The following is a 14,020-nucleotide window of genomic DNA, read 5'->3' on the forward strand; positions in this document are numbered from 1 at the left end:
AGAAACTTGTATGCAGTGTGACGGTGCTTTTGATGCCATAGTGATCGGAAGTGGCATCAGTGGCGGTTGGGCAGCCAAAGAATTAACAGAGCAGGGTTTTAAAGTGGCCGTGATTGAACGCGGCCGCATGATAGAACATCAAAAAGATTATCACACCGCCGATAAAGAAAATTGGCAACTTCCTCTTGCTGGCCAAGCCAGCGCCAAAGACAAGCTACGCAAAGCTAAGCAAGGCCGAACAGGTTATGCGTTAAATCAAGATATCAAACATTGGTTTGTTGATGATATCGATCACCCTTATCAAGAACAGCAACGATTTGATTGGATCAGAGGTTATCATGTTGGCGGTCGCTCAATTACTTGGGGACGTCAGTGTTTACGCTTTAGTGATTTAGACTTTTCTGCCAACAAACAAGATGGTCATGGTATCGACTGGCCTGTTCGTTACCAAGATATTGCACCTTGGTACGATAAAGTTGAACGTTTTATTGGCGTGATGGGAGAGGCATTAGCTTTACCTCAATTACCTGATGGCCCTTATTTGCCAGCTATGCCGTTAAATTGTGTAGAAAAAGATTTAAGACAAACCTTAAAAACTAAATTTGACCGTCACCTAACTATTGGGCGAGTGGCTCATTTAACCACTCATGAAGGCTTTGAAGGTCGAGCACAGTGTAGTTATCGAAATCGTTGTATGAGAGGTTGCCCAACCGGTAGTTATTTTAGCGCTAATGCGTCAACCTTACCTGCGGCTACCAAAACTGGGAATTTGACGTTAATCACCGATACTATAGCCAGTGAAATTGTTTACGATGATAAAACTGGTTTGGCTCAAGGGGTCAAAACCATAGGTCGCTTGGATAAAAAGCAAAAATATTATCGAGCTCGTGTCATTTTTTGTTGTGCATCGACAGTAGCCAGCACGGCATTATTGTTACAAAGCACCAGTAAAAGATTCCCTCAAGGTTTAGGCAACGATAGTGGTACGTTGGGGCACTACTTGATGGACCACCATTTTCGTATCGGCGCTTCTGGCATAGCGGATAAATTTGCTCAAAGTTTTGATATAGGTCGTAGGCCGGTTGGCTTTCACATTCCTAGGTTTCGAAATGTAGAAAAGCAGCAACAAAGTTTTGTTCGAGGTTACGGTTATCAAGGTTATGCAACACGAGGTGATTGGCGACGAGGCTTTAAAGAGCTAGAGTTTGGCCAAGACTACGTTGAATCACTGTTTGAACCCGGCCCATGGCGAGTCACTTTGATTGGCTTTGGTGAATGTTTACCTTACAAAGAAAACAAACTCACTCTAGACCATCAAAAGCTTGATCAATGGGGGTTACCTCAAGTGAATTTTGACTGCACGTTTAAACGCAATGAGCAGTTAATGCGCAACGATATGAAACAGCAAGCGATGAAGATGTTAACGGCTGCTGGCTATAAAGATGTTACCCCTTATGATTCAGGATCAGCCCCTGGTCAAGCGATTCATGAAATGGGTACGGCGAGAATGGGGCATAGTCCAAAAGACTCAATGGTCAATTCAAACAACCAGCTGCATCTAGTTGCCAATGTATATGTGACTGACGGCGCTTTTATGACCTCGTCAGGCTATCAAAACCCATCGCTTACCTATATGGCGTTTACCGCTCGAGCTGCACATCATGCAGGCAAATTATTGTCTCAAGGAGTGTTTTAGTGGACAGACGACAGTTTATCCAGTCATTGTTAGCAACTACTGGTGCAGTGGTAAGCCCAGGCGCTTTATCAACGATGTGGCAACAAGCACAGCAGCATAACGTTGAAAACAATATGCAGGTGCTAGAAGTGCTGCAACCTGCGTTAGTGCCTGTACCTGAGCGCTTTCAACAGCACAACATAAACTTAGTGCCTTTTATTTCGTTAATGATTGAGCAAAGTTTGTTGAGTGATGAAAGAATTGCATTAGAAAGAGCGCTTTATTCGTTTCAAAAAAACATACATGGCTTAACACCACAAGAATTACATAGTGAAATTACTAAAGCGATGCAAAATGAAAGATTTGCAGACATGTTAGTCAAGATACGAGATTTTGGCTTAATTGGGCTTTTTTCACATCCTCAAGTAGCACTCGAATTACCAAGCACAATGGGATATCAACCCTGTTAAATTTTTGTCTTATTTGATGGCAACAAAAAATGCTCAATAAAAAACGGACATGAAGTCCGTTTTTTATTGAATAATTTGAGGGTTACTAAGCGCTAAAGCTTGGCTTTTTTATGTCCCCAAATTGCAAAGTAAGCGATAAATGCATAACAAGGGAACATCACAGCGTAAGCTAACTGGCTGTCAATAGAGTCGGCGAGAACACCGTAAATAACAGGAATGATAGCACCACCTGAAATCCCCATAATTAGCCAAGCTGAACCTTTTGCCGTGTAGCTGCCTAAATCTTTTAGTGCCATCGGCCATACAGCTGGCCACACAAGAGCATTAGAAAAGCCCAGTAACGCAACAAACAACACACTGTTAGGCAAGGCTGGAATATCTAACCAGAAAAATAAGCTGTTCCATATTGAGGCGTCAGTCGTAGAGGATAATATGATCAACATGGTAAAGATCATACCTAATAGTGCAGACGCTTTTAACGCGGTCTCTTGCGAAATATATTTTGGAATTAGCACCATACCTAACACATAGGCAACCACCATAAACGCCATGGTGTAAGAGGTGAGCTGGGCAAAGTTTTGCACCCCCATTTCTTTTCCGTATAAGCCTATGGTGTCACCAGCAACGACTTCAGCACCAACATATAAAAACAAGGTAACAACCCCTAAGATCAAATGCGGGAAGTCTTTGATTGATTTATTGCTTGATGCCGTGTCGTTTTGCTCATTGATATTGGGCTCAGGCAACGGAGAAAACTTGATAAATGCTGCAAGTATTACAAGTGATACCGCCATTAATAGGTATGGGAAAATCAGTCGTTCAGACAATTCCTGTAACTGTGCGTGTTTGTCAACTTCACTTAACAAGGCAATTTTTTCTGGGGTAAATTGGTCCATGTCGGCAAGTACCCAAGCGGTAAAAACCAAAGGTGCAATAACACCGGCAGATTTATTCAAAATACCCATAATACTGATGCGAACAGCGGCAGTTTCACGGCGACCAATCAATACAATAAACGGGTTAGTGGCCGTTTGTAATAAAGTTAAACCACTTCCTAAGATAAACAATGCAACAAGAAAAACGCTGTAAAGTTTAGTTTGAGCTGCAGGAATAAAGATTAAGGCACCGATTGCCATGACAAACAAGCCAATAACAATACCTGTTTTATAACCTGTTTTTTCTAGTACGCGAGCAGCAGGTAACGCCATTAATGTGTAGGCGATATAAAACACTAAAGTGACTAAATAAGCTTGTGTATGATTTAACTCACAAGCAATTTGCAAAAAAGGTATTAGAGAGCCGTTTAGCCAAGTAACAAAGCCAAACATAAAAAACAACCCACCTATGATGAACATAGGGAGTAATACACTGTTATTACTGCTATTTTCTTGATTTATTGTTGCAGTAGTCATGTAACTTCCTCATAAGAAATGATCCACAAAAGAAGGATAATTCCATAAATTTGCCATTAAAGCAAACCAAATGAAAGTTACGAAACCTTTCGAAATGATTTTGTTGAAAGTGATAAATGTCATGCTAAAGCGCAGGTAAATAAGTTTTCCCTTTAAAAAAGTATGTTTGCGTTTTAACATGCATCTATTGAAGGCGAATTTTATTCGGATTTTTAACTTCCCAATGTTGTTCTAGGGAATATAAATCGAATTCGCCTATCGCGATAATTATTATAAGTGAAAATAAAAATGCTAAGTACTATTGAACGTAGACATGAAATTGTCATGATGACTGAGCAACTCGGCTCTGTATCGGTTAAAGCCCTCGCTGAAAAATTTGAAATTTCTACTGTTACTATTCGTCACGATTTAAATGAACTCAATAAGCTTGGGCTTATTGTACGCTCAAGAGGTGGAGCGGTGGCGAGCAACCGTTTAACCAAAGAGCTTTCGATTAAAGAAAAACATAAAAAAAATCACAAAATTAAAAAGCTCATTGGCCGTGCTGTTGCTGATCTTATCCAAGATGGCGACAGTGTGATAATAGACTCTGGTACCACAACTGAAGAAGTTGCGCAGAGTTTATCAGGGAAAAAAGGCATTACGATTTTAACCAATGGTTTAAATATCGCTAACGAACTGGCAGCCAATGATGAATGTGAGTTGATCATCTCAGGTGGTTTTCTTCGCCGAAAATCAATGTCATTTTACGGCACACAAGCAGAAGAGAAGCTTAAATATTATAACTTCAATAAAGTGGTGCTAGGGGTAGATGGTATCGATTTACATCGAGGTATTAGTACTCATTACGAGCCAGAAGCAAATTTTAATCGCGCCATGTGTGGTGCAGCAGAGCAAGTAATTGTTGCGACAGATTCATCTAAATTTGGTCGTCGTTCGTTGCATACAATCATTAACTTTGAAGATATTGACGTATTAGTGACCGACAGTGGCATACCGCAGGAAGTTGTTAATGAGTTGGATGCATTAAATGTGATGTTGATCATTGTTGATAAATAATCGCATATATCTTTAGCAAACTGCTGAAAAATAAAAAATATAAAATAATTGATTAAATCAAAGTTAATAAGCGATAGAATGCCCTGTTGAAACATGTTGCCAGCAGGAGTTGAATGCAACAACTATTGGTATAACGAATGGAATTCATAAGCTGATAGTCAAAATAGTGAACTAATTTGTTAACTTTTCTGTCAAATAAGCGTTAATTTTCAACATGATAAATATACCTACCACAAAAAACTTACGTGGCGATGCATTTGGGGGCTTATCTGCCGCCATTGTTTCTTTACCGCTAGCACTTGCTTTTGGTGTGGCAAGTGGCGCGGGGGCGGCCGCTGGTGTTTACGGCGCCGTTCTCATTGGTTTGTTTGCTACCTTATTTGGTGGAACCAAAACACTTATCTCCGAGCCAACAGGCCCAATGACGGTTGTTTTTACTGTTGTTATTGCTGAAATGTTGGCAAGTAACCCAGAAAATGGCATGGCAATGGCCTTTACTGTGGTAATGATGGCCGGTGTAGTACAGCTAGTACTGTCGAAGCTTTCCCTCGGTAAATACATTACCATGATGCCGTATAGCGTAATCTCAGGATTTATGTCTGGCATCGGTTGTATACTTATCTTATTGCAATTAGGGCCTTTATTGGGTGTTAAAGCACCTGAGCCAGGCGCAGCAGGTACCCTCAATAACCTAGGCTATATATTTTCTAATATATCTTTACCGGAAGTAGTAATTGCAGCATTATCGCTTGCGGTTCTATTTTTTACCCCTAAAAAGCTTGCACAAAAAGTACCTGCCCAATTAATTGCTTTAGTTGGTGTTTCAATCTTTTCTCTATTGGTTTTTAGCCACAGTGACGTATCTCGTATTGGTGAAATCAATATCGGTTTACCACAAATTTATTGGCCAACCTTTGACTATAACTTGTTAGATGACATGTTAGTGGATGCCTTAATCTTAGGTACCTTAGGCTGTATAGATTCGATGTTAACCTCGCTTATTGCCGATAACTTAACAAAAGAAGATCACGACTCAGACAAAGAATTAACTGGTCAAGGCATCGGCAACTTAGTTTCTGGCTTTCTAGGTGGTTTACCTGGTGCTGGTGCAACCATGGGGACGGTTGTTAATATTCAGGCTGGTGGTAAAACAGTTACTTCAGGCGTTATTAGGGTTGTAGCATTATGTATTGCAGCCTTTTTGTTGACCGACTGGCTTGAGTTGGTCCCTACGGCATTATTGGCTGCTATTGCCTTTAAAGTCGGTTTAGATATTTTAGATTGGAGCTTTATCAAACGAGCTCATCTTGTGTCACGTCACTCGTCGATGATCATGTATTTAGTGTTGTTTGTCACAATATTTGTCGACTTGATCATGGCGGTAGGTATTGGCTTGTTTATCGCCAATATTGTTACTATTGAAAAACTAAGTGCTGCGCAAACACGCAGTATTAAAACCATCACTGATACTGACGATGAGCTTAGGTTAACCAAAGAAGAGCAGTCAGTATTTGCTCGCTTTAAAGACCAGTTGTTATTGGTTTATCTAAGTGGTCCTATGATGTTTGGTTTATCGCGCGCCATGTCTAAGCAACACCGTGTATTATCTCAATATAAAATTGTGGTAATGGATTTAACCGATGTGCCCTTTATCGATGATACCATTGCGTTAACCATGGAAAATGCCATCGCCGAGGCGATAGACTTAGGCGTAACTTTGTTGTTTGTTTACCCTAAAAATGAAGTAGGGGAAAAACTCGATAAAATAGGTGTTACCGAGTTGGTTCCTGAAGATCAGCGTTTTAGTACGCGTAAAGCAGCATTTGCTTGGTTAGATAGTGAGTTCAATTCACTGTAATACCAATTCTATTAAATATTCGGCCAACTTAGAACTTCATTAGCGAGCTTAGAACAAGCTAAATAATTTAAGCATAGTCACTCTATGGTTCGATTATTTAGGGAAGTTATCAGGGCGCTAATGAGTTCCCAAGGGCGAGTTTAAAAGGCTTATAGACTGTGTTATTGGTTTTAACAAGGGAGCGACCATTCTTTGCAACCAATGCCTTGTCTCTAACCCTTTTAATTCTCGCTAAGTGACCAAATATTTAATTGAGTTGGTATAAATTATTTTGATAGTTTGCTGGCGCTCTTGACTATTTCAGTCACAGCAGGATGCACAATAGAGCGCCTTGGTGTTATCAAAAAATATTCCTGAAACACTTTTTCTGCAACGCCAATTCTTTTTACATGAAATTGGCTTTTTATTTCCTGCTCAACAATTAATGGCGCGGCAAAAAGACCAAAGCCATCTCGACCTAATGTTTTCATTAATGCGATATCAGTGGCATATACGGTTACTTGAGGTTGAATGGCATTGAGGTTAAACCAATGTTCAAGTTGAATGCTGATAGGGGTTGCAGTCCCTGGCATTACCATCTTTTGTTGATGCAGTGATTGTGGAAACTGTGCCGCAAGGGCATCTGCAGTTTTTTCTTCAGCAAAAATACCCATCGCACTTTTACCTATTTTTTGGCATTCAGCTAAATCATGAAAATCAGGTGAAAGGGGGATATCCGTTAAGATCAGATCAAGCTTGTGGCGTGATAATAACAAAAGCAAATCGTCGATACTGCCGTCCTCACAATCTAACCTTACCGATGAATTAACTTGTAGCATGGGCGATAGCCATTTACTAACCAAAGATTTAGGTAAGCCGTCGGTAACTCCAACTCGGCAAATAGCAGTCGCGTTGTGTTCACCGGTGACTGCAGTATTTAACCATTCATGTGCTTTAGAAAAGATATCATCGGCATAAGTTTTGGTCACCGCACCAAATTCAGTGAGCTTAAGTGTTCGACCTGATTTTTCGAATAGCTTGTGACCTAATCTTTGTTCAAGTGACGAAATTTGGGCGCTGACTGTTTGTGGTGTTAAGTGCAAAACTTCTGCCGCTTTAGACACGCCACCTTCGGTTGCACAAACCCAGAAATAATATAAATGGTTGTAGTTAATATTGATAAACATTCGAAAATAACGAACTAACTCTCAGGTTAAAATAGATTTTATCTTAGTGTCTTATTCAGTAGATTGCAAAAGAGCGGGTTAAATTTTTGCTGTTAACCTCGCTTAAATTTTTCAATTTGGAGGTGATACATGCGTAATCTATCTATTGCAGTTTTACTTGTCGTTTTTTCTTATATTCCAACATCATCAGCCGGGCAGTTTTCAGCCGATGCCTTTATCGCCGAGTGTTTGAGCGATTCAATTAATGCCGAACAAAAACAGAAATGCCGTGGTTTTTTCTATGGCTTAATTAGTAAGAAACAAAATTTATTAACACGTGATGAAACCGACGGTGTGGTAGATCGAGCGATGAACAATCGCACACCAACTGCCAGTTATGCTGCGGTGACCAAAAGAACATTAGGTGTTGACGAAATTTGTGTGCCAAGTGATTTGAGCTATGACGACTTTAAAAAAGAGTTCGATCAGTATAAAGAGCATACTAAAAAAGACATCTTGACCGTAGAAAGTATCACAGCAGCGCTTGCCAAAGCGTATAGCTGTTAAACCTTTTGTAGTAGTTTGAGGTTGAAATGACTTCTTTACGTAAATTTTTAAAGCTCGAAGCATCTGCGGGTATTATTTTGATGTTCGCCACCTTGCTTGCTTTATTGGTGGCTAATAGCCCATTGTCTGTGTATTACGAAATGCTAATAGGGATACCGGCAGGTGTTCATATTGGCGCAATTGCTATCGATAAACCGTTATTGCTCTGGATTAACGACGGCCTAATGGCAGCGTTTTTCTTCCTGGTTGGTTTAGAGTTAAAACGTGAAATGTTAGAAGGGCAATTATCTAACCCTAACAATGTTGTGTTGCCTATTATTGGCGCTGTTGGTGGTATGGTAATTCCTGCAGCTATCTATCTAGTCTTTAACTATAACGACAATGTTAATCGCATGGGCTGGGCAATTCCTGCTGCAACTGATATAGCATTTGCTCTTGGTATTTTGGCCTTGTTAGGAAGGCGAGTCCCTACGTCATTAAAAATGTTTTTGGTCACGTTAGCCATTATTGATGACATTGGCGCTATCCTAATTATTGCGTTGTTTTATAGTCAGGAAATTGCTCCCGTGCCGCTAGCTATCGCCTTAACCTGTTTAGGTGTATTGACGATGTTAAACAAGCGAGGGGTGACCGATATTCCTGCTTATATGTTTGTTGGCGGAATATTGTGGGTATCACTGCTTAAATCAGGTGTACATGCAACCTTAGCCGGTGTCTTGCTAGCGTTTTTTATCCCAATGTGGGAAAGCAAACGCAAACAGTATTCACCAGTGAAACAATTAGAAAACAGTTTGCATTCATCAGTTGCCTTTGTCATTTTACCGATATTTGCTTTTGCCAATGCTGGTATCGACCTAGGGGCAATAAGTGTTGATTCGTTAACACACCCTGTGACCTTAGGGATAGCTGCAGGTTTGTTTATTGGTAAACCGCTAGGGGTATTTGGTATTTGTTATTTGGCGATTAAGCTTAAGTTAGCCAAACTACCTAAGGGTATTACCTTATCGCAACTGGGCGGCGTCTCTATTTTATGTGGTGTTGGTTTTACCATGAGTTTATTTATCGGGTCGTTAGCGTTTGAAACGACGGGTAATAATCAAATAGTAGATGAACGACTAGGTATCCTTGTTGCGTCAATACTGTCTGCGTTAATTGGTTTTTTCTGGTTGAAAGCTTCATTGCCTGACAAAATAAAAGTCAGACGATTTAGAATGATGTCACATTTGATCCAAATGCGTAGCGAACGTGTTAGTGGCAGGTAATAATTATCCCTAACTAAATGTTTGAAGGTAATGGCTGTTTGGTCATTACCTTCACATTAAATGCAAAATACTCTTTGATAAATTTTGTACTTTTCTGTTTAATGTTGCGATTATTTTTGAAAGTACAAAACCATGCTGTTTCTTATTGTTATATTCCTCGCAGCCTTTTTGCTGTTTCAGGTCCAACCGCTAATTGCTAAACAAATCCTGCCTTATTTTGGCGGAGGCTCGTCAGTTTGGACAACCTGTATGTTGTTTTTCCAAGGAACTCTGTTACTTGGGTACGGTTATAGTCACTTAATTGCTAAGTACTTACCTGTTAGGAAACAGCTTTTCTGTCATGCCTCATTGCTGGTCTTGTCTCTGTTATTACTGCCCATTGGCTATGAAGCGTTATCGAGTGAAGCAAGCCAGTCGCCGCTTACCGATATTTTACTGATCTTGTTTCTAAGTGTCGGCGTGCCATATTTTACTTTATCGGCAACGGCACCTTTGGTGCAAAAATGGTTTGCTTTGGTTAATGAAGGAAAATCACCGTATTTTCTCTATTCTTGGTCAAATGCCGCTTCCTTGTTGGCATTGCTTTCATTTCCTTTTGTTATTGAGCCAGTCTTATCTTCTAGTACTCAAAATGTTACCTGGTCACTAGTTTATGCTGTGTTTGTTGCTGCGTTTTTATCTATGTTGTGGCAAATAAGTAAAAGCGAGAAATTTAATCAAGTGAAATCAGCGGAACAAGCAGGTTCAACGGTTAAGCTTTCATCGTTTTTATTTTGGTTTGGTTATTCTGCATTAGGGGTGATTTTCCTCGTGGCAACTACCAATGCAATTACCCAAAATGTGGCACCTATTCCATTTTTATGGATATTACCTTTATGTTTGTATTTGCTGTCTTTTATCGTCTGCTTCCATCATGAAAAATGGTACGTACGTTGGTATTGGTTGGCGTTTTTAGCCTTGTGTTCTGCCATTGCCATCTTCCTTTTCTTTATCGGCGCACAGTTTGATTTTATCACTCAATTAGTGCTTTTTAGCTGTGTATTATTTACAGCCTGTATGGTGTGTCATGGTGAGCTAGCTAAAGCAAAACCTGACGCTAGCCAATTGACGCCATTTTATTTAACGATGTCGTTTGGTGGTTTTGCTGGCTCAGTGTTTATTGCATTAATTGCCCCACAAATTTGGACGCAGTTCCTTGAATTTCCTCTAGCATTTATTGTGTTATTTGCCTTGATTGCTGTGCACCAATTTAACCAACAAGGCATGAAAAAGCTGCCAGTGGTAAGCTTTGTCATTGCCGGTTTAATTTCCGCACTTTTTGTGACACTTAACAGTGCTTATCAACAAACCGATATTTATCAAGAGCGTAATTTCTTTGGTGTGTTAAGTGTTAAAGAAGTAGAAATACAAGGGGAAATGGAGCGCCGTTTAATTGATGGTACAACGTCTCATGGCACTCAATATGTTGATAAGAATAAACATCATATCCCGTTGAGTTATTTTAGGGCGGGAACTGGTGGCGCACTCGCCATCCAAACAGCACAACAAAATGGTGCTATTAATGCCGGTTTTATCGGTTTGGGTGCTGGTGCACTTGCTGCTTATGGCAAAGCTGGTGATACCTTTACTTTTTATGAATTAAACCCTTCAGTAATTAACGCGGCAAACAATTATTTTACCTTTTTGTCTGGCAGCAAAGCTGACGTAAAAGTGATCGAAGGTGACGCTAGATTGTCTTTGGCATCATTATCAAATTCTGACTTTAAACCTCTAGATCTGTTAGTGCTTGATGCGTTTTCTGGTGACAGTATTCCTCAGCATTTAATTACGGTGGAAGCCATCAAACTGTATCAGAAGCTAGTAAAAGAGCAGGGCATATTGGCGTTTCATATCTCAAATAGCCACTTACATCTGTTACCGCTAATGGTGGGCTTATCGAAAGAACTTGGTTATGAACTGATGTATTTTAGAACCAAGGCCGATTATGAAGGGCAACATGATACCGATTGGGTGTGGATGACCAACAACCCTGCAGTCATCAACTCAGCAAAATTAAAACTGACTCAAACACCTGTTAATGTACCCAAAGACAAACAGGTCATATGGACAGACGACTTCAGTCACTTGTTATCTCTGTTAAAATAACTTCAGATAAAGCGCCGTTAACGGCGCTTTATTTTTCCTACAATTTTTAGTGTTTTATCAACATTGCTCTTTTGAACAAATCTCACCTATTCTTAATACTTTACTGCAACTTAATTTAATAATGGCAGTGAGTAATCGATTTATCAGTTTTATTCGTATATTAGCCCTAGATCGAATTTTGCTTGTACAAGCCTGATTCTAGACGCACAAAGTAAAGGAGTAATTTATGTCGGCAGGTAAATGCCCAGTAATGCATGGTAGTTTGACTGAAAGTGGTAAGGCAAACACTGATTGGTGGCCTAAAAACCTTAACTTAGATATTTTACATCAGCACGATGAAAAAACTAACCCAATGGCAAGTTCGTTTAACTATGCCGAAGAAGTTAAAAAGCTTGATTACGCCGCACTGAAAAAAGACCTAGTAGCGTTAATGACAGACAGTCAATCTTGGTGGCCAGCTGATTGGGGCCACTATGGTGGTTTGATGATTCGTATGTCTTGGCATTCGGCTGGAACCTACAGAGTTGCCGATGGAAGAGGTGGTGCAGCTACTGGTAACTTAAGGTTTGCGCCTTTAAATTCTTGGCCCGACAACGCCAACTTAGACAAAGCCCGCCGATTATTATGGCCAATCAAAAAGAAATACGGCAACAAACTGAGTTGGGCTGATCTCATTGCTTATGCTGGCACGGTTGCTTATGAATCTATGGGACTAAAGACCTTTGGTTTTGGTTTTGGTCGTGAAGATATTTGGCACCCAGAAAAAGACATTTACTGGGGCGCAGAAAAAGAATGGTTAGCGCCAAGTGATAATGATAATAGCCGTTATTCTGGCGATAGAGATTTAGATAACCCATTGGCTGCTGTGATGATGGGGCTGATATATGTCAATCCAGAAGGTGTTGATGGCAAGCCAGACCCGTTAAAAACGGCTAAAGATGTGCGTGAAACCTTTGCACGCATGGCAATGAACGATGAAGAAACTGTTGCACTTACCGCCGGTGGTCACACGGTGGGTAAATGTCATGGTAATGGTGATGCTTCTGTATTGGGCCCTGAGCCAGAAGGTACTGATGTTGAAGACCAAGGTTTAGGTTGGTTAAATAAAACGTCAAAAGGTACTGGCAGCAAAGCGGTTACCAGTGGATTAGAAGGTGCTTGGACCACACATCCTACTCAATGGGATAATGGCTATTTTGAATTGTTGCTAAATCATGATTGGCAACTTAAAAAAAGTCCTGCGGGTGCTTGGCAATGGGAGCCTGTTAGTATCAATGAGCAAGACAAGCCAATAGACGTTGGCGATCCTAAACGTCGCAATAATCCCATTATGACAGACGCAGATATGGCGATGAAAATGGATCCTGATTATCGCAAAATTTCTGAACGATTTTATCAAGACCCTGCGTATTTCTCAGAAGTATTTGCTAGAGCTTGGTTTAAATTAACCCACAGAGATATGGGGCCTAAGAGCCGTTACATTGGACCCGATGTACCCAGTGAAGACTTGATCTGGCAAGACCCTGTGCCAGCGGGCAATACAAATTACAATCAAGACGATGTATTAGCGCAAATCAAAACAAGCGGCTTAAGTTCAGCTGAAATGATTTGTACTGCTTGGGATAGTGCCCGCACATATAGACAATCAGATAAACGCGGTGGCACTAACGGCAGTCGTATAAGATTAGCTCCACAGTCAAGCTGGCAGGGCAATGAACCTGAACGCCTAGCCAAGGTTCTTGCTGTATATGAAAAAACTTCGGCGGCGACAGGCGCCAGTATCGCTGATATTATCGTTTTAGCTGGTAATTATGCACTAGAGCAGGCTGCGCAAGCTGCTGGATTCAATATAAAAATTGAGTTTACGCCTGGGCGCGGAGATGCAACCGATGACATGACCGATGCAGAGTCATTTGACGTGTTAGAGCCTATTCATGATGGATTTCGTAATTGGCTGAAAAGCGACTTCGCGGTAAGTCCTGAAGAGCTGCTATTGGATAAGGCGCAACTTTTAGGCCTCACTGCACCTGAAATGATTTTATTGGTTGCGGGTATGCGTGTACTTGGCACTAACTATGACCAAAGCCCACATGGTGTATTCACTGACAGAGTTGGGGTGTTAACCAATGATTTCTTTGTGCATTTAACCGATATGTCTAACAGCTGGAAACCTACTGGTAAAAACACGTATGAGCTTTGTGATAGAGATTCAGGTCAAGTTAAATGGACTGCAACACGTGTTGATTTAGTGATTGGGTCAAATTCTATATTGCGGGCTTATGCTGAACTTTATGCCCAAGATGATAACCAAGAAAAGTTTGTTAAAGATTTTGTTAGTGCTTGGAACAAAGTTATGAATGCTGGTATTTATTAAGTTAAGAAAAACAGGGGCTAAGCTTGCTTAGCCCTTTAACAACTTTACTTCTT

The 14,020-nt window shown here is 40.5% G+C and carries 10 protein-coding genes; 8 read left to right on the forward strand and 2 right to left on the reverse strand.

Features of this window, described 5'->3' with window-relative positions; translation table 11 throughout:
- The first annotated feature begins 10 nt into the window (after positions 1-10).
- A complete protein-coding gene (locus IE199_RS16105; RefSeq protein WP_189772614.1) occupies positions 11-1,696 on the forward strand; it encodes a GMC oxidoreductase in 1,686 nt (561 codons plus the stop codon).
- Complete coding sequence (locus IE199_RS16110) at positions 1,696-2,145, forward strand: hypothetical protein (RefSeq protein WP_189772616.1); 450 nt, start codon at positions 1,696-1,698, stop codon at positions 2,143-2,145. Before IE199_RS16105 ends, IE199_RS16110 begins: the two co-directional genes overlap by 1 nt.
- Before the next feature lie 92 nt (positions 2,146-2,237).
- Here the strand turns inward: IE199_RS16110 and IE199_RS16115 are convergent, their stop codons facing one another.
- Positions 2,238-3,557 (reverse strand): sugar MFS transporter, encoded by a 1,320-nt coding sequence (locus IE199_RS16115; RefSeq protein ID WP_189772618.1) that lies wholly within the window; start codon positions 3,555-3,557, stop codon positions 2,238-2,240.
- 288 nt (positions 3,558-3,845) lie between these two features.
- Between IE199_RS16115 and agaR the strand changes: the two genes are divergently transcribed.
- Together agaR and IE199_RS16125 are read left to right on the forward strand one after the other, a co-directional pair.
- Positions 3,846-4,616 (forward strand): transcriptional repressor AgaR, encoded by a 771-nt coding sequence (gene agaR / locus IE199_RS16120; protein ID WP_189772620.1) that lies wholly within the window; start codon positions 3,846-3,848, stop codon positions 4,614-4,616.
- Between the two features lie 214 nt (positions 4,617-4,830).
- Positions 4,831-6,474 (forward strand): SulP family inorganic anion transporter, encoded by a 1,644-nt coding sequence (locus IE199_RS16125; RefSeq protein ID WP_189772622.1) that lies wholly within the window; start codon positions 4,831-4,833, stop codon positions 6,472-6,474.
- Between the two features lie 266 nt (positions 6,475-6,740).
- On the opposite strand, the gene nhaR is transcribed toward IE199_RS16125, so the two are convergent.
- A complete protein-coding gene (gene nhaR, locus IE199_RS16130; protein ID WP_189772624.1) occupies positions 6,741-7,640 on the reverse strand; it encodes a transcriptional activator NhaR in 900 nt (299 codons plus the stop codon).
- A 129-nt stretch (positions 7,641-7,769) separates the two neighbouring features.
- On the opposite strand from nhaR, the gene IE199_RS16135 reads away from it, so the two are divergent.
- The 4 genes from IE199_RS16135 (at position 7,770) to katG (ending at position 13,967) form a co-directional block, all read left to right on the forward strand.
- Complete coding sequence (locus IE199_RS16135; protein WP_189772627.1) at positions 7,770-8,186, forward strand: hypothetical protein; 417 nt, start codon at positions 7,770-7,772, stop codon at positions 8,184-8,186.
- Between the two features lie 26 nt (positions 8,187-8,212).
- Positions 8,213-9,448 (forward strand): Na+/H+ antiporter NhaA, encoded by a 1,236-nt coding sequence (gene nhaA, locus IE199_RS16140; protein ID WP_189772628.1) that lies wholly within the window; start codon positions 8,213-8,215, stop codon positions 9,446-9,448.
- Between the two features lie 132 nt (positions 9,449-9,580).
- Positions 9,581-11,593 carry a fused MFS/spermidine synthase gene (locus tag IE199_RS16145; protein WP_189772630.1) on the forward strand — a complete coding sequence of 671 codons (2,013 nt, stop codon included), beginning with the start codon at positions 9,581-9,583 and terminating at the stop codon, positions 11,591-11,593.
- Between the two features lie 226 nt (positions 11,594-11,819).
- Positions 11,820-13,967 (forward strand): catalase/peroxidase HPI, encoded by a 2,148-nt coding sequence (gene katG, locus IE199_RS16150; protein ID WP_189772632.1) that lies wholly within the window; start codon positions 11,820-11,822, stop codon positions 13,965-13,967.
- Positions 13,968-14,020: the final 53 nt, after the last annotated feature.

The organism is Thalassotalea marina, from assembly GCF_014656435.1.
GTDB lineage: Bacteria > Pseudomonadota > Gammaproteobacteria > Enterobacterales > Alteromonadaceae > Thalassotalea_C > Thalassotalea_C marina.

What these genes read in the sequence shown, in the direction of transcription:
- IE199_RS16105 (WP_189772614.1), top strand. Translation starts at nt 11, where the DNA reads ATGCAGTGTGACGGTGCTTTTGATGCCATAGTGATCGGAAGTGGCATC.
- IE199_RS16115 (WP_189772618.1), bottom strand. Translation starts at nt 3,557, where the DNA reads ATGACTACTGCAACAATAAATCAAGAAAATAGCAGTAATAACAGTGTA.
- agaR (WP_189772620.1), top strand. Translation starts at nt 3,846, where the DNA reads ATGCTAAGTACTATTGAACGTAGACATGAAATTGTCATGATGACTGAG.
- IE199_RS16125 (WP_189772622.1), top strand. Translation starts at nt 4,831, where the DNA reads ATGATAAATATACCTACCACAAAAAACTTACGTGGCGATGCATTTGGG.
- nhaR (WP_189772624.1), bottom strand. Translation starts at nt 7,640, where the DNA reads ATGTTTATCAATATTAACTACAACCATTTATATTATTTCTGGGTTTGT.
- IE199_RS16135 (WP_189772627.1), top strand. Translation starts at nt 7,770, where the DNA reads ATGCGTAATCTATCTATTGCAGTTTTACTTGTCGTTTTTTCTTATATT.
- nhaA (WP_189772628.1), top strand. Translation starts at nt 8,213, where the DNA reads ATGACTTCTTTACGTAAATTTTTAAAGCTCGAAGCATCTGCGGGTATT.
- IE199_RS16145 (WP_189772630.1), top strand. Translation starts at nt 9,581, where the DNA reads ATGCTGTTTCTTATTGTTATATTCCTCGCAGCCTTTTTGCTGTTTCAG.
- katG (WP_189772632.1), top strand. Translation starts at nt 11,820, where the DNA reads ATGTCGGCAGGTAAATGCCCAGTAATGCATGGTAGTTTGACTGAAAGT.